This is a genomic window from Limosilactobacillus sp. (assembly GCF_041859915.1).
Classification (GTDB): domain Bacteria; phylum Bacillota; class Bacilli; order Lactobacillales; family Lactobacillaceae; genus Limosilactobacillus.
Map to the genome: position 1 here is coordinate 30,087 of NZ_JBFLGB010000008.1, position 16,369 is coordinate 46,455.

Here is a 16,369-nt window from a genome sequence, read left to right on the forward strand (position 1 = left end):
CACCCCTACATAAATAATACGTAAATTATGGTTTGCGATACGAAAAGAGACTGAGAAAATGATTCCTCCCAGCCCCTAATTTTATTCAATAAATAGTCTAATTAGCATTACTTAAAGCCATCAGAGAAGACACCCCGTCCCTGGATAAAGTAATCAACTCCAGAGTAGATGGTAAAGAACAGGCAAATATAAAGCATGATCTGACCAAAAGGAATGTTCCAAATAGCAAAAATAACGTTATTCAACAACAAGAAAATAATTGCAATAAACTGCGTCGTCGTCTTGATTTTTCCAGGCATTTTAGCCGCCAGAACGATTCCACTCTGTTCCACTAACAAAAGTCGCAATCCAGTAACAGCTAATTCACGCCAAATAATAATAGCCGTTACCCAGGCTGGAACAACCTGGCTACCAGTTAAGACGATAAAAGCCGTCATAACTAGCAACTTATCCGCCAACGGATCAGTAAACTTACCAAAGTTGGTGATTAGGTGGTGTTTACGGGCAATACGTCCATCCAAATTATCGGTAATTGTCGCCGCAATAAACAGAATAGCCGCAACAAGCTGGGAAACTGGGATGGTGGCCCCCCAGAAAGATACGTTCCCCCAGGAGAACGGCACGACCATTAAAATTAAGAAAAACGGAATGATAATTAACCGAACTACGGTTAATTTATTAGGTAAATTCAAGTTTTAATCCTCCCAATTAACGTGTCTGTGTAGTTGTCTGCCGATTGTTATTAACGTTAGAAGTTGCAGTCGTCTGTTGCGTACGAGTATTATTATTTGCTGTGCTAGACTGGCCATTCTGACTAGGAGCAGTACTGCTGCTATTAGTAGTACGTTGGCTACCACTAGTTGAACTCGTACTCGTTGTTGACGAGCTAGAGCTTGATGACGATGACTGACTGCCAAAGTTAATCGTCACTGTTCGGGTATTCTGATAACGACCATTGTTAGTAAAATCAATCTTTTGTCCACCAATCTTCAAAGTAGTCGCTCGAGCGTTACCTACCGTAATTACTAAACTAGTAGTATCCTTACTAATCTTGACACTGGTTTTTTCATTGGCATTCAGTGTCCGGTTTAACAAATCATTGCTATTGTTTGCCCGTACCTGCATCCAGGCCCGTGTGGTTGGGTCAATTTGTAAAGCAGTGTCTTTAGATAACTTAGCTGCCGTATAAGTAACACTAGTATCATTTCGACTAGTTTGTTTAAGTTGAATTGCTTTAGTAACAGTCTTCTTCTTAGTAACCTTCTTACTTGATGAAGAAGCCTTTTTCCGACTCTCTCCAGAAACCGAAACTGAACTATTATCGATCCGGGTAGAAGAGTCACGGTGGTTACGAGCAATTGCCGTAAACCAAATTGCAGCTAACACTAAGATAATTACCAAAACAATGATGATCGTTGGCAAATACCGACGACTCTTTGTCACCTGATTGCCAATCGTCTTTCGTTGACTAGTCCGTGATTCTACCGCCTGAGCAATATGGTTAGAATATTCGGCCGTTTTAGCCTTCGGCAGGTCATCATCGTATTCCTTCAGTAATTCTTCTCCGTTAAGGCCAACAGTATTAGCGTACTGTTTAACAAAAGCCCGCACGTAAAAATCGCCGGGAAGTTCATCAAATTTCTCATCTTCAATTGCAATCAAATACCGTTTTTGAATCTTGGTAATTTGCTGCAAATCGTCAAGGGTATATCCCTTCGCTTGACGGGCTGTTTGCAGTTTCTTACCGATCTCCACGTGTTTTTGTTCGCTATTGTTTTCACTCATTAGCTTATCTCCATTTAATTTATTTCACTTATCCTTGGCTATTATATCATGTTCTACGCTGTTCTAAAGTTAAGAAAAGGTAGCGTTTATTGATGATGAGGAACCACTTGATAAACAGAGATTCCTTGCGAGGTGATAAATTCTTTAGCTACTTGGTACAGGTCATCAATAGTAATCCCCTTCAGTAAGCGAATCTGATCCATTAAATTGGCACCAGCAAACAGTTTATCCGCATACTGGTTAGCAATGGCTTCTGGTGAATCTAACAGGCCAATTAAACGGCCTAATTCTGCATTTTTGATACCGGTAAAGCGGGTTCGAGCAGCGTCAATTTGCTTATCAGCACTCTCTAAGATGGCAACGACTTCATCAGCAAAGCGTTCCATCTGATTCGTATTAGAGCTAAAGTAAGCAAAATTAAATCCCCGTTGCATCTCAAAATTATAACTAAAAGAATCATCTAGCACTTCGGCGTTATAAAGGCGAAGGTAATTATCAGAAGTATCATCAAATAAAGCATCCAGTAGCAAATCGACTGTCAATTTATAGCGAAGCCGTTGTCGGCCATCCGTAAACTGCTTAATTCCGCGTAAACCAACCATGACTTTGGGTCGGGTAATATTCATCGTCAAAGAACGAAAGGGAATAACATCATGAGCAGTTGGATCATTAAGCTTAAAAAGGCGGCGGGGCTTTTCTGCCGGTAAGAATGTTTTATGATTTTGGTTATTTACGATCCAATCCATTGTCGCCACCGGGTCAAGATTGCCGACAAGGAACAAATTCATGTTATTAGGCTGGTAAAATGTTCGGTAACTTTGCATCAGGATTTCCGGCGTAATCTGACTAATTGAGTCAACCGTTCCAGCAATATCAATTTGCATTGGATCATGGGGATACAAATTACCAATTAAGCCCAAATAGAGACGCCAGTCAGCATCATCATCATACATTTGAATTTCCTGGCCAATAATCCCCTGCTCTTTTTGCACCGTTTGCTCCGTAAAGTATGGCGTTTGAACAAAATCAAGAAGGACATTCAGGTTATCCTTTAGGTGACTTGTCGTTGAAAAAAGGTAACTAGTCTGAGTAAAACTAGTGTAGGCGTTCGAATCAGCCCCTAATTCACCAAAGAGATCAAAAGCATCATGATCAGCTTTCTCAAACATCTTGTGCTCAAGAAAATGGGCAACCCCATCTGGTACCCGCACCGCTGTTTTTTCATGGTAAGGAATAAATTGATTGTCGATGGAACCAAAATTAGCTGAAAAAGCTGCATACGTCTTATGGAAACCTGGCATCGGTAATAACTGCACTAATAAGCCATTGGCAAGGCGTTGCCGATAAATTGTTCGATTAAATTCCTGATAAGTATACTTGTCCATCTGTTTATTTTTCACCACTTAATAAATAAATTGCCTGTAACTTCAGCTTAGCTGCTACTTGCTGAACATCCTTCTTGGTAACCGCCTTAATTTTAGCGGTAACATTGCTTGGTGCTGGAAGGCCCAGCAGAGCTGCAAGCAATTGCCGTCCCAAGATATTATTAGCAAGGTCATAACTAGCTTCGTATTGATTAACTAAACTATCCTTAACCTCCATTAACTCCTGGGTAGAAAAATCTCCAGCTACCAGGGCGGCTAATTGTTGGTTAATTAACTGTTCCACCTTGATAGCATCCTGAGAACGAATCCCCGTTTGCACACTAAGGAGACCACTAAAAGGTAATAAGTGACTAGTTGCATAATACGCCAAACTTGCTTTTTCACGAACGTTGGTGAAAAGCCTTGAATAAGGAGTGCCACCAAAAAGGCCATTGAAAACCAGGCCAGCATAATAACTGGCATCACGATAATAAATCGGCAATTGATAGCCTAGGTTCAACTTAGCCTGGGTAACTGGTTGGTGCTCAGTTCGTCGCTTGATAGTTGGAATCAATGATTGCTGATAAAACGGGGCGATCGTCGATACTTGACGATCCGCAAACGGTAATTGGGCTAAGGCTGATTGAACGGCTGCCGGGTCTACATCTCCCAATACTAAGATATTAACTCGATCATGATCAATCATTTGTTGATAAGTCGATACTAAACTTTGGGCAGATAGCTTAGCTAGATCACTCACCCGCCCAAAGCTAGGAATTCGTTGAATAGCATCAGTCGGATAATATAATTTTAATAACTGACGGTTAGCGTAAAACTGTTTATCATCATAAAGTGCCAGCAAGGAACTTCGTAAGTTGTTAGCTTGAATGCGAAAAGTGGGACCATCAAATTCATGCTGATCAATCAAAGGATGAAAAAGAATCTCATTGATAAGATCAATTACCTGGTTAAAAAGATCCATATTGGCCACATCATCATTAACAAAACTAGCGTGCAAACGTACTGTATGTAGTCGTCCTACCCGGCTTACACCAATACCAATATAAGTTCCATAAAGCTTTGCTAGCTGCCGGGCCAAAGCAGTTTGGGTCGGGTAACGATGGGTACTAGTCTCAAGCAGGTTAGCGAGGAGATCCCGCGCGGTAGCATTCATCCGTGTCTGCGGCGTCGTAAAATTAATTAAGACGTGATTCAGCTTAAATTGTTTAGTGGGCAGTACATCTAAGTCTACACCACGTGCAAGATTAAAATGCACGGTCTTGCTCTCCTTTCAAATCAATTCAAACGTTTGTAATTAAAGTAATATTCAATCTTTTTGCTAAAATTGTCACACTGAATAATGATACGTTATCTAAACACAAATTACAAACCAATCCTTTAATTTAATTTGCCTAACTTAAAAAGCCAGTCCACGCTTTGTGGTGCTGACTTTTTAATACTAATTATTCGCATCTGGTCCTAAGTAATTACTGTTAGTTCCAAACCACTTTTCATTAATTTTACGCAACTGGCCATTCCTTTGCAGGCGACCAAGGCCGGTATTAATTTTACGTCGGAGGGTCTTATCACCTTTCCGCATCCCAACAGCAAAGTACTCAGGTGGAACATCCTTGCTGATATAAAGCTTATAAGCACGAGGATCTTTTTGGTGTTTGACGTAGTAATTAGCATAAACCTCATCCATTAGAATTCCCTGAATTCGGTTGGCATTTAAGTCGATAAAGGCATTGGGAAAGGCATCATACAGAATTGGCGCTTTTCCTTTTAACTTATCCTTAACCGATTTCAACTGGTTATTCATGACAGCGTAACCAGTTGAACCAGTTTGAACTCCTAGTGACTTACCTGTCAGGTCATTGAAATTATTAATATGATACTTTTTTAAGGTAACCAGGATTTGTCGGTTTTTTAGATAATTGCGACTAAAGGCAACTTTCTTTCGCCGAGCATTATTAACGGTATAACCATTCCACAGTAGGTCAATCGTACCGTTTTTTAGTTCAGTTTCCTTCATTGACCAATCAATGGGCTGAAATGAAACCCTAATCCCGTACTGTTTAAAGACTGCCCGTGCTAAATCAACATCATAGCCAACCAATTTTCCATTTCTTTGCCGAAAATCCATTGGCACGAAACTATCATCAAGACCAATAATAACTTTTTTACGGCGTTCAATCCGTGACCAGGTATCCTGGTGGTTAGCGCGGGTCGTTACACTCTCACAACCACTCAATAAGAGACTCGGGATTAAAAGCAACATTATCAGCCAGATGGCTTTGAACTTTTTCATACACTTTCCCTTCCTCTCTATAATAATTATTGATCAACGTTTTGAACCTGCTTGAAGGTCTTATCAAGGGCCTTGACCTTCAAAATATCATCCGCAATTTTATTTGCAAAGTCGAAATCGTGGGTAACTACTAGTTGGGTCATCCCTTCTTTTTTCAGGTTCAAAATAATTTTAGCGACTTCCTTTCGCATCTCAGGATCCAAAGCCGATGTCGGTTCATCATAGCAAAGGATCTTTGGGTTCATGGCTAACGCCCGGGCAATTGCTACCCGTTGTTTCTGCCCACCAGAAAGCTGCCACGGGTACAGACTATCCTTATTATTTAATTCCAGTTCATTAAGCAAGGCCTGAGCTTCCTTTTCAGCTTGCCGTTTAGACTTTTTTAAAACCATAATTGGTGCTAAAGTAATGTTTTCCATCACGGATAGGTTAGGAAAAAGATTATAATCTTGAAAAACTACTCCGATTACCCGGTCTGAATCTGCTGTTCCTTGGGGATCAAATGGTTGCCCATCAATCAAAAACTTTCCACTGTTGGCAGTTTCAAGTCCGGTAATGCAACGTAACAGTGTCGTTTTCCCAGCACCAGAAGGGCCAACAATACTTAAAATTTCACCATCCTTAACCGTTAAATTAACATTATCAAGAATGACCCGGTTACCAAAACTTTTCGTTAAATTTTTAACCTCTAACATAGGCTAAGCCTCCTATTTGAAGTACGAGTAACGTTTTTCAACTTTCTGCAATACCAGGGTGCAAATTCCAACTAAGATCAAGTAGATCAAGGCTACCAACAGTAATGGTACCAAGGTGACATCCCGAGCAGTAGCAACATTGCCGGCCCGTAGAAGATCGCCAAGACCGATAACATAAACTAAGGATGAATCTTTGACCAAGTTAATGACTTCGTTCCCAATAGATGGAATTACAATTTTCACCACTTGCGGAATTACAATTTTCCGTAAGGTATGCCAATAGCTCAAGCGAAGTACCCGTGCCGCTTCGAATTGTCCTTCATCAATGGCTTGAAAACCACCACGGAAAATTTCAGCGAAGTATGCTGCATAGTTAAGAATGAAGGCAAATAGAGCTGCATCGTAACGTTGAAAGACGATTCCCACAATCGGCAATCCATAGAAAACAAAAATCAACTGAAGCAACAATGGTGTTCCTCGCATTAGCCAAACATAGATTTCAAGTAACCATTTTAATGGTTTAATCTTTGACATTAATCCTAAACTAACTAGGATTCCCAGTGGTAACGAACAAATTAATGTCCAAAAAAAGATCTGAAGTGTTAAGCCCGCACCTTGTAATAATGATGGTAAAATCTCGGTAACATAACGCATATCAATTCCTCCTTCATCTCATCATGCTAAATGACAATAACCAAAAAATCCCCTAGGACATTTAGCCCTAGAGGACGAATCAATCGTGGTACCACCCCATGTTCGCACTTGCCTTACAGCAACTGCCTCAGTGAGTTCAATTTACAGTTGGAAACAAAAAACGTCCTCGAGCCAAATGGCTACGAGGGCGTTTCCGCGGTTCCACCTCATCTTGTTGATCCCTCACGGTAATCAACCTTAGTGAGTTCAATTTAAATTAAACTCCGCGCTATAACGGGCTTCCCCGGACTCACCTACTACTTTCAGTGAGCCAACTCACAGATGTGATTCAGATAATCCTGAAGGTTCCTTCCCATCAACCGGAACTCGCTTTACAACTAGGCTTACCTTACTAGTCTGTTCATTGTCATTCGTAATATTTATTAGTTAGTATCCTACCCTGCTCTCCTCTTTTTGTCAAGAGGTATTACGCAGTTCTTTCGGTCGTTGCCCAATTAAAAAGGGAATGGACTGGCCAATATAAGATAACAAAATATACCAGGTTCAAAGCTAATGTCGGTGCCAGAATATAAAGCAGGTAATCCCAAAATGATACCGTCGTAATATTAACTAAGGAATAAGCCCAATAATTTAATGTCTCAAAAACTAGAATATCAATAAAAAAGATCATAATCATTGATAGAAATGAGGAACTAAAATATTTAGACAAAAGCTTAGTTAAACCCACAATACATGGGAACAGGATCATATAGAGTCCTAAGATTCCGGAACAATACAGGTCAGCAACTATTCCTGCAGCAATTGCAAAAGGAATTAACGGAATTTCAATTCCATTCTCAAAGAAATAGGCTAGGATCAACCATAATAGCACCAACTCACTAGCCATCGAATATGGATAACTAAAGAATAACGGTGCCCAGGCATGACTCAGAGCTCCATCTAAGAAGAGGCTAACGAAAAGCCCAATTGGGAAAACGTATTTTAATCGCGATAAACGGTACATACTTTATCACTCCTGAGACGCAGATTCAGCAACAGTTACGATGTTGACATCGTTAAAGTTGGCAGCTGGTTTGATATAAACCTTTTGAGCAAGTCCGTAATCATCCTTGCCAACCCGTGAAACCTTACCAACATAAAGGCCCTTAGGAGTAATACCACCCATTCCACTGGTGGTGACTCGAGTGCCTTTCTTAATCTTCGCCTTAGAACTAACTTGTCCCATGACTAATTCATTCCGAGCAGCACTGTAACCAGTAATAATACCATTTACAACCCCACTATTACCATTAATCGAAATGGCAAAGCGGTTAGAAGCTTCACTAGTATCGCTAAGCAACTCAACCTTGCTATTGGTCTTATTAACCTCTGTAATTCGACCAATCAAGCCACCATCACTCATAACTGGCATATTCTTTTTAATACCACTGGATTGTCCCTTATTAATTACTAGTTGCTGTTGCCAAGCCGATGGTGTTCGCATCAGAACCGCTGCTGTAACAGTATCATAGTCCGTCATCGAATTATTAAGCTTTAGTTCTTGCTTTAACTGTTTATTTTCGTGAGCCAAAGTTTGGTCGCGTACCTTTGTTTGGGCAAGCTCTGTTACCTGTTGCTTCAACTCTCGATTTTCCGAATACGTATTCATCAAATCATTAACCGAACTGAAACTTGTCTGTAACCAATTAACTGGTAACGCTACCGCACTATCTGCAAAGCCCACAATGTCATTACTAAATTGTTGAAGCAATGGTGGAGTATTACGGCGATTACGCAATGTTACTGAACCAGCCATTAAGCCGAAACAAACCACCAGAATTACCACAATAATAACCAACCGGCGATTGGAAAAGAATTTACGCATGATAATCCTCCAAATGTAATTTACAAAATAGTAAAACGAGGCTAGACAAAACAAATCATTTTGCGACCAGCCCCGCCCATTCAAAATATCCGAATCGAATTATTTTTACTTTTTCTTCATTACATCGATACTCTTGAGGGATTCCCCAGTACCGATGGCAACACAATCAAGAGGATCATTAGCAATAAATACTGGCACCTTGGTAGCATCGGCGATTACATCTGGCAGGTGCTTTAACAATGCTCCACCACCAGTCAAAACAATACCATGGTCAATCACGTCAGCAGCGATTTCTGGTGATGTCTCTTCCAAAGTACCTTTGATCGCTGTAATAATATTTTCCACAACGTCTTGTAGAGCAACCGAAACATCCTTAGCAGAAACCTCAATTGTCTTTGGCAAGCCAGTAACAAGGTCACGACCCCGGACTTCTGTTGTTCCCATTTCAGCAGCAGCTTTAACGGATGCAGAACCGATGTCCCATTTCAACTTTTCGGCTGTCCGTTCACCAATCAAAAGATTCTTATTCTGGCGAACATATTGAGCAATGGCATCATTCATCTTATCACCAGCCATCCGAATAGAACGGCTAGAAACAATGCCACCCAGTGAGATAGTTGCTACATCAGTGGTCCCACCACCAATATCAACAACCATGCTTCCCGTTGGATCCATCACGGGCAAGCCGGCACCAATGGCAGCAGCAAAAGGCTCCTCAATTACATAAGCATCACGAGCACCAGCTACCCGAGTTGCATCAATTACCGCTCGCTTTTCAACCTCAGTCACACCACTTGGTACACATACCATTACGTAAGGCTTGCTATTACTATTACCCAATGCTTTTTGCATATAGTACTTCATCATCGCAACAGTTGTGTCGTAATCAGCAATAACGCCATCCTTCATTGGCCGAATAGCGACAATGCTTGCGGGTGTCCGACCAATCATGTCACGCGCCTCTGAACCAACTGAGATTACTTCATTAGTCTTTGTGTTGCGTGCAACAACCGATGGTTCACGAAGCACAATGCCCTTACCTTCAAGGTAGACAATTGTATTAGCAGTTCCCAGATCGATTCCTAGATTTTTGGTTCCAATTCCTAGCAATCTATTTCTTCCCTTCATTTTTTAAATTAGTAATTTCAAATTAATATCGTGCATATTATACCATAGCCATCGGCTACATACGAACACTAATATACATTATCATGACGAGAAGAAAAAATATTCAAGAAGAAATTAAGCTTTTCTTTACTTTTTTCGCCTAACCTGATGTTCCCGCCAACTATAATATTGGTCCCGGCCAATAATTAAGAAGTCCAATACTTGAATACCAAGAATCTTCCCACCACGTTCCAACCGTTTGGCAAAAGACAGGTCTTGGTGAGATGGGTGCACATCCCCTGAAGGATGGTTGTGAATCATCACCACTCCAGAAGCAGAATCACGTAATGCTAGCTTAAAAATTTGATCAGGATAAAGGGCGCATTCACTACGTCCACCAGTAAACAGGGTTTGCAAGTCAATAATATCATTATGAACATCTGTACAAGCTAAACATACCTGTTCATTATCAACACCTGTAAAGTGGCTAATCATTGCTGCACCGAGCTCGATACTCGAATAAGCATGACCAACTATTGCCGGATGACTACGAGCGATCAATTGACCTAACTTCACGGCGGCTAAAAATTGATCCATCTTTAGATTATTCAGCGTTAGTTGACATTCTTCATTTCGAGTCATTTGCTTAAAATGAACTGGCGTTGGGTAGCACCGCAGAATATAATTCACTGCTTCCTCGTCCCCCACCATTAAGCCGGAAATACTCCTTAGCACTAATCTAGCATATTGGTCATTAATTAATTTTGACATAATTTAAACTCCCTCCACATTGGATCTCTAATATACCAATACGGAAAAGAATCAATTTTGCCCTTAAAAATTTACTAATTTTCAAAAAGATGACGAACATCGGAAATAAAGTAAAGCGACCCCGTTACAATCATGACATCATCACTGTTTAACTGATGGGCAACCTGTTGAAAGCCAACCTGCCAGTTTTTAACAACCTGAATCGGATAACGACTGTTTAATTGACGAGCAACCGTTCCTAAGTTGGCACTTGGCCGCCGGGGACCAGGCCCCGCAAAATTAGTAACTGTTAAGTGAACATTGCCGAGACTGGCTAATTCTCCAAGCATCAACTTATATTGTTTATCAGCTAGAATGGCTACCAAAAGATAAACATCTCGATCAAAGAGGTCACCCTTAATCGTCTTTACTAAGGCTTGAATCCCCGGTAAATTATGGGCGCCATCAAGTAACACTAGGGGATCATCATTAACCACTTCCATTCGGCCAGGCCACTGACTAGTAGCTAGTCCCTGGCGGAAAGCAGCCTGGTCAAGTGGCAATTGGTGAATTCTTAAGAATAATTGGGCCGCTGTCAATGCAATGGCGGCATTAGCAACTTGGTAATCTCCGGCTAGGCCGAGCTGAAATTCTCCGTGATGAATTTCTAGGCCATCATATTGCACCTTGGCATAGAGGCCGTGGCCATTTACCTTTTGACTCCTAAAATCGGTACCAAATGCGTACAGTGGTGCTTGTTTATCAGCCGCCGTTTGGGTAATCACCTGGCGAGCTGACGTGGGCAACCGGCCAATCACCACTGGAACCTTATTTTTAATAATGCCGGCTTTTTGACCAGCAATGGCGGCAAGAGTATTGCCTAAGTACTTCATATGGTCCCAGCCAACCGTCGTGATGACACTGACGTCTGGAATAATGACGTTAGTTGAATCGTATAATCCGCCGATGCCAACTTCCAGCAGTACTACATCGGGTTTCTTCTCAGCCATGTAACAAAAAAGCAAGGCTGTATCAATCTCAAATTCGGTTGGCCCGCCGCTTGGTAGCTCAGCATCCAGTTTCGCCACTACTGGTTCCAGACGCTGAGTCAAGCGAATTAAGTCATCGTCACTAATTTGCTGGCCATTATATTCAATTCGTTCATTAAAACGCGTAATGAATGGTGATGTAAAACTGCCAACCGTTAAGCCGCTCGCTAATAGCATTGACCGCAACATTGCCACCGTTGAACCCTTACCATTGGTTCCAGTAACATGGATATAGTGTTGCCCTTGTTGGGGATTACCAAGCTCAGCCAAGAACCGTTGCATCCGCTTTAAGGTAGGAATCTTTTTAAATTTTGTTCGACCGTGAATAAAGTTTAGGGCATCCTGATAGGTTTTAATCATGAAATTAGTCCTTTCTAAGCAAAAAAAGATGGTTATGATACTCAGATCGTACCACAACCATCTTCAATTTTACTAGGCCTCTTGAAGAGAAGCTAATCGTTCCTTAGCGGAATCTAACTTTTGCTGCCATTCAACAGCTTTTTGCTTTTCTGCTTCGACAACTTTCGTAGGAGCATTTTCAACAAACTTCTGGTTACCTAGTTTCTTTTGAGAACGTTGAACTTCTTTTTCTAGTTTACCAATTTCTTTTTGAACCTTGGCCCGTTCCTTATCCAAGTCAACCAATTCGGCCATCGGGATATAGACTTCGGCACCAGCCAAGATACCGGACAAAGCTAGCTTAGGAGCCTTAACATCAGTTGAGATCGTTAATTCCGCAGGGTGGCAGAAACGATCAATGTAATCCCGGTTAGCACTGAGGGTATCACCCAAGTGTTGATTATCAACTTTAACAAGAATATCAACCGGCTTCGACATCGGCGCATTAACCTGACTGCGGATATTACGAACGGCCTTGATCATTGCAATCAAATTGCTCATTTGTTCTTCCGCCTGTGGATCGTCAAATTCAGAATGGGTAACTGGATATTTAGCAATCATAATGGACTTGCCTTCATGGGGCATCGACTGCCAAAGCTTTTCGGTAACAAACGGCATAATTGGGTGCATCAGTTTCAAAAGCTGGTCAAGAACATAGCCCAAGATATTCTTAGTATCCTGCTTTTCTTCAGCAGTACCGTTGTTGAGCTTTTCCTTGGTCATTTCAATGTACCAATCACAGAAATCATCCCAAATGAAGTTATAAAGCGCCCGACCAGCTTCACCAAATTCAAACTTATTAAGTTGCTCATTAACCTGCTTGACAGTAGCATTCAAACGGCTAAGAATCCAACGATCGGCAAGATCCCACTTAGCCTTATCTGGTAGAACTGGTGCCGGCATGTCACCGAGGTTCATGATCACGTACCGGCTAGCATTCCAGATCTTGTTGATAAAGTTCCAGGCTGCATCCATCTTGGTGTAAGAGAAGCGGATATCCTGTCCCGGTGTAGAACCAGTAATTAAGAACCAGCGTAAAGCATCGACTCCGTACTTCTTGATAACATCCATCGGGTCAATCCCATTGCCCAGTGACTTGGACATCTTCCGTCCTTGTTCATCACGGATCAATCCATGAAGCAGAACATTCTTAAATGGCGCCTTACCAGTGAATTCCAATGATTGGAAAATCATTCGGGAAACCCAGAAAAAGATGATATCATAACCCGTTACCAGAGTACTGGTTGGGAAGTAACGCTTATAGTCTGGAGCATCGGTATTCGGCCAGTCCATCGTTGAAAATGGCCACAGTGCAGAACTAAACCAAGTATCAAGGACATCCTTATCTTGAGTCCAGTTTTCGGCATCCTTTGGTGCTTCCATCCCAACGTAGATTTCACCAGTCTTCTTATGGTACCAGGCCGGAATACGGTGTCCCCACCATAGCTGCCGGGAGATCACCCAATCATGAATGTTTTCCATCCATTGGGTAAAGGTATGTTCAAATCGTCCTGGAATAAAGTTAACTTTATCGGCCGTTTTCTGGTTATCCAACGCCAACTTAGCCAATGGTTTCATCTTCACAAACCATTGTGTGGATAGACGGGCCTCAACCTGAACACCGGTCCGCTCAGAGTGGCCAACAGAGTGAACAATTGGCACCACCTTGAGCATGTAACCTTGGTCTTCTAGGTCTTTAACCATGGCTTTCCGGGCTGCAAACCGATCCAGGCCCTCATATTTACCAGTATTTTCGTTCATTGAGGCATCCTCATTCATCGTATTTAGTTCTGGTAAATTGTGTCGTTTGCCAACCTTAAAGTCATTAGGGTCGTGGGCAGGAGTAATTTTTACCATTCCGGTCCCAAAGTCAGGGGTAACGTAATCATCAGCAATGATTTCGATTTCCCGATTAACCAACGGTACGCGAACGTGCTTGCCAACTAAGCCTTGGTAACGCTTATCGTGTGGGTTAACAGCTACGGCTTCATCACCAAACATTGTTTCTGGCCGGGTCGTGGCAATTTCAATGTAGTCCTTGCCATTAAACTTAGTACCATCGGTAAATGGATACTTAACATGGTAGAAGGCACCCTTATCATCTTTATGGATAACTTCAATATCAGACAGAGCCGTCCGTGCTTGGGGATCCCAATTGATAATGTAGGTTCCCCGGTAGATTAAGCCTTTCTTATAGAGATCAACGAAGACTTTACGAACCGCCTTGTTTAAACCCTTATCCAAGGTGAAACGTTCCCGGTCATAATCAACCGAGATTCCCATCTTGGCCCACTGCTTGTGGATAATGTCAGCGTATTCGTCTTTCCAATCCCAAACCTGTTGGACAAATTTCTTCCGACCAAGATCATAACGTGAAATACCCTGTTTGCGTAAACGGGCTTCCACCTTTGCCTGGGTAGCAATTCCGGCATGGTCCATCCCTGGTAACCAAAGAACATCATAGCCTTGCATCCGTTTCCAACGAATTAAAATATCCTGCAGGGTCGTATCCCAAGCATGGCCTAAGTGCAACTTCCCCGTAACATTCGGCGGTGGAATCACAATTGAATACGGGTGTGCTTTCTTGTTGCCACTTGGCTTAAAAAGACCCTGGTCAATCCACCATTGGTAACGACCAGCTTCGACAGCTATCGGATCATACTTCGTTGACATTTCCTTATTGGTTGCCATCTGTATAATCGCTCCTTCCAAAATTCTCAATTAAATTAATAGCATTAACTAAAATAAAAAATCGCCCTATCTAAACAGATAGGACGATTGAATCGCGGTACCACCTATGTTGGACGGTTTCCCGTCCCCCTCGTTCATTTAATAACGGTCAATGAACCGGACCAGCCTACTATAATTCAGCCAATCAGCTCCCGAACTACTTTCACGAAGCTGAACCAGGCCCTTTACAGCACCGGGCCCTCTCTGGTGGATCCACGCTTTTCGTTACTCTTTCGGTCAACGCTTATTTATGCTTGTATCATAGCTAAATAATTGTGGATCGTCAAGCACCGATTACAACAATTCAGCAAAAACATCTTCATTTTGGTTCAAGAAATCTTCACCTGGATGAATTTGAGTGATTTTGATATTCTCCAAAGATCGCTTTAAGAGGCCATCGATATCAAGACGCTTTTCGTACTCACGTGCCCGATCAACTCGCGGTTTCGTCTTGGGAGATGGTGGCGTAAAGACGGTACAGCAGTCTTCATAAGGCAAAATTGACAGGTCATAGGTGCCAATCTCCTTAGCAATTTTAATAATTTCGGTCTTATCAAAGGACAGAACCGGACGCAGAACCGGAAAAGCAGTCACATCGTTGATCGCCAGCATACTTTCCATGGTCTGTGAAGCCACCTGGCCGAGCGATTCACCATTAAAAATTGCTAGGCCGTGTCGCTTTACCATCAGAGCGGCTGCCAAACGGAGCATCATCCGTCTTTGAACGGTCATCAGATAGCCCTCTGGTACCTTCTCCTTAACCGTTTCTTGAATCTCAGCAAACGGTACCTGGATAAAGCGAATACTCCCACAATACTTGGCCAATTTTTCTGTCAATTGTTTAGCCTTTGCGAGAGCCTGAGGACTGGTGTACGGCGGGCTGTAGAAGTGAACCATTTCCATGGAAACACCCCGCTTCATTCCAAGGTAAGCAGCTACTGGCGAATCAATTCCACCGGATAACATCATCATTCCCTTACCGGCGGTGCCAACTGGTAAGCCACCAGCACCCTGAATAGTTTCACTTGAAAGAAAAATTCCGTTAAGACGAATTTCTACCCGAATTGTCAGGTCAGGATGGTGAACATCAACTTTAAGCTTATCAGGGAACTTATGCAAAAGGTACCCACCAAGCTTATCGTTCATGCCAAAAGTATCGAGCTTAAAATGGTGGTCAGACCGCTTCGTCTCGATTTTAAAGGTCATGGGGTGGTCAACTTGTTCCTCAACCATTTGGGTTGCCGCTTTAGCCGTCGCATCAAATGATTTTGCTACTCGAATCGATGGTGAAAAATTCTGAATGCCAAAAACCAACTTCAGCCGTTTCATTACCTGATCATAATCAGCACCGTTGAGTTCAACATGCAGACGGTCTCGTTGTGCATGGACCTTGACTTGGTCAAAGTTATGCAGGGCATGGCGAACATTTGCACCAAGACGATCAATAAAAGACTTCTTATTGTGGCCCTTAGTGGATAATTCACCATACCGGACCATAATTTCGGTATATTGCACCTTACAATCCCTCCTTTCAATTAGTTACTTCTTTTTAATCAATAATCTTTTGAAAGCCAGCATACAATTCATCAAAGACCCGATTAAATTGGTCAGCTTCTTCCAAGGTATTTTGGTCGCCAAGACTAATTCGAACTGCACTAGTA

14 protein-coding genes, 1 pseudogene and 2 other annotated features are annotated in these 16,369 nt (G+C 42.0%); all 15 genes and pseudogenes read right to left on the reverse strand.

Translation table 11 applies throughout. The annotated features are described in order from the left end of the window. Window positions 1–107: 107 nt before the first annotated feature. Complete coding sequence (pgsA, locus tag ACEYV4_RS02475) at window positions 108–692, reverse strand: CDP-diacylglycerol--glycerol-3-phosphate 3-phosphatidyltransferase (RefSeq protein WP_373841862.1); 585 nt, start codon at window positions 690–692, stop codon at window positions 108–110. 16 nt (window positions 693–708) lie between these two features. Continuing rightward, on the reverse strand, window positions 709–1,785 hold the full coding sequence (locus ACEYV4_RS02480; RefSeq protein ID WP_373841863.1) for a helix-turn-helix domain-containing protein: 1,077 nt from the start codon (window positions 1,783–1,785) through the stop codon (window positions 709–711). An 86-nt stretch (window positions 1,786–1,871) separates the two neighbouring features. Next, on the reverse strand, window positions 1,872–3,170 hold the full coding sequence (yfmH, locus tag ACEYV4_RS02485) for an EF-P 5-aminopentanol modification-associated protein YfmH (RefSeq protein ID WP_373841864.1): 1,299 nt from the start codon (window positions 3,168–3,170) through the stop codon (window positions 1,872–1,874). 4 nt (window positions 3,171–3,174) lie between these two features. Further along, a complete protein-coding gene (yfmF, locus tag ACEYV4_RS02490; RefSeq protein WP_373841865.1) occupies window positions 3,175–4,425 on the reverse strand; it encodes an EF-P 5-aminopentanol modification-associated protein YfmF in 1,251 nt (416 codons plus the stop codon). Between the two features lie 183 nt (window positions 4,426–4,608). Continuing rightward, a complete protein-coding gene (locus ACEYV4_RS02495) occupies window positions 4,609–5,460 on the reverse strand; it encodes an amino acid ABC transporter substrate-binding protein (RefSeq protein ID WP_373841866.1) in 852 nt (283 codons plus the stop codon). A gap of 26 nt (window positions 5,461–5,486) precedes the next feature. Continuing rightward, entirely contained in the window at window positions 5,487–6,155 is a 669-nt protein-coding gene (locus ACEYV4_RS02500; RefSeq protein WP_373841867.1) for an amino acid ABC transporter ATP-binding protein, read from the reverse strand. Window positions 6,156–6,167: 12 nt separating this feature from the next. Beyond that, window positions 6,168–6,809 carry an amino acid ABC transporter permease gene (locus ACEYV4_RS02505; RefSeq protein ID WP_373841868.1) on the reverse strand — a complete coding sequence of 214 codons (642 nt, stop codon included), beginning with the start codon at window positions 6,807–6,809 and terminating at the stop codon, window positions 6,168–6,170. A 67-nt stretch (window positions 6,810–6,876) separates the two neighbouring features. Continuing rightward, window positions 6,877–7,222 (reverse strand) — a binding site (T-box leader). A 53-nt stretch (window positions 7,223–7,275) separates the two neighbouring features. Beyond that, window positions 7,276–7,812: a rod shape-determining protein MreD gene (mreD, locus tag ACEYV4_RS02510; protein WP_373841869.1), complete on the reverse strand. Its 537-nt coding sequence runs from the start codon at window positions 7,810–7,812 to the stop codon at window positions 7,276–7,278. 6 nt (window positions 7,813–7,818) lie between these two features. Then, window positions 7,819–8,673, reverse strand: a complete 855-nt coding sequence (mreC, locus tag ACEYV4_RS02515; protein ID WP_373841870.1) for a rod shape-determining protein MreC — start codon at window positions 8,671–8,673, stop codon at window positions 7,819–7,821. Window positions 8,674–8,778: 105 nt separating this feature from the next. Further along, on the reverse strand, window positions 8,779–9,783 hold the full coding sequence (locus tag ACEYV4_RS02520) for a rod shape-determining protein (RefSeq protein WP_373841871.1): 1,005 nt from the start codon (window positions 9,781–9,783) through the stop codon (window positions 8,779–8,781). A gap of 144 nt (window positions 9,784–9,927) precedes the next feature. After that, a complete protein-coding gene (locus tag ACEYV4_RS02525) occupies window positions 9,928–10,551 on the reverse strand; it encodes a JAB domain-containing protein (protein ID WP_373841872.1) in 624 nt (207 codons plus the stop codon). A gap of 74 nt (window positions 10,552–10,625) precedes the next feature. Beyond that, on the reverse strand, window positions 10,626–11,939 hold the full coding sequence (locus ACEYV4_RS02530; protein ID WP_373841873.1) for a folylpolyglutamate synthase/dihydrofolate synthase family protein: 1,314 nt from the start codon (window positions 11,937–11,939) through the stop codon (window positions 10,626–10,628). Window positions 11,940–12,011: 72 nt separating this feature from the next. Continuing rightward, window positions 12,012–14,669 (reverse strand): valine--tRNA ligase, encoded by a 2,658-nt coding sequence (locus ACEYV4_RS02535; RefSeq protein WP_373841874.1) that lies wholly within the window; start codon window positions 14,667–14,669, stop codon window positions 12,012–12,014. Window positions 14,670–14,745: 76 nt separating this feature from the next. Continuing rightward, window positions 14,746–14,958 (reverse strand) — a binding site (T-box leader). A gap of 44 nt (window positions 14,959–15,002) precedes the next feature. Next, a complete protein-coding gene (gene thiI, locus ACEYV4_RS02540) occupies window positions 15,003–16,223 on the reverse strand; it encodes a tRNA uracil 4-sulfurtransferase ThiI (protein WP_373841875.1) in 1,221 nt (406 codons plus the stop codon). 34 nt (window positions 16,224–16,257) lie between these two features. After that, a pseudogene (locus tag ACEYV4_RS02545) lies at window positions 16,258–16,369 on the reverse strand (cysteine desulfurase); the annotation flags it as partial.

Excerpts from the sequence above, each read along its gene's own strand:
- ACEYV4_RS02480 (WP_373841863.1), bottom strand. The coding sequence starts at position 1,785 with ATGAGTGAAAACAATAGCGAACAAAAACACGTGGAGATCGGTAAGAAA.
- yfmH (WP_373841864.1), bottom strand. The coding sequence starts at position 3,170 with ATGGACAAGTATACTTATCAGGAATTTAATCGAACAATTTATCGGCAA.
- ACEYV4_RS02495 (WP_373841866.1), bottom strand. The coding sequence starts at position 5,460 with ATGAAAAAGTTCAAAGCCATCTGGCTGATAATGTTGCTTTTAATCCCG.
- ACEYV4_RS02500 (WP_373841867.1), bottom strand. The coding sequence starts at position 6,155 with ATGTTAGAGGTTAAAAATTTAACGAAAAGTTTTGGTAACCGGGTCATT.
- ACEYV4_RS02505 (WP_373841868.1), bottom strand. The coding sequence starts at position 6,809 with ATGCGTTATGTTACCGAGATTTTACCATCATTATTACAAGGTGCGGGC.
- mreD (WP_373841869.1), bottom strand. The coding sequence starts at position 7,812 with ATGTACCGTTTATCGCGATTAAAATACGTTTTCCCAATTGGGCTTTTC.
- mreC (WP_373841870.1), bottom strand. The coding sequence starts at position 8,673 with ATGCGTAAATTCTTTTCCAATCGCCGGTTGGTTATTATTGTGGTAATT.
- ACEYV4_RS02525 (WP_373841872.1), bottom strand. The coding sequence starts at position 10,551 with ATGTCAAAATTAATTAATGACCAATATGCTAGATTAGTGCTAAGGAGT.
- ACEYV4_RS02530 (WP_373841873.1), bottom strand. The coding sequence starts at position 11,939 with ATGATTAAAACCTATCAGGATGCCCTAAACTTTATTCACGGTCGAACA.
- ACEYV4_RS02535 (WP_373841874.1), bottom strand. The coding sequence starts at position 14,669 with ATGGCAACCAATAAGGAAATGTCAACGAAGTATGATCCGATAGCTGTC.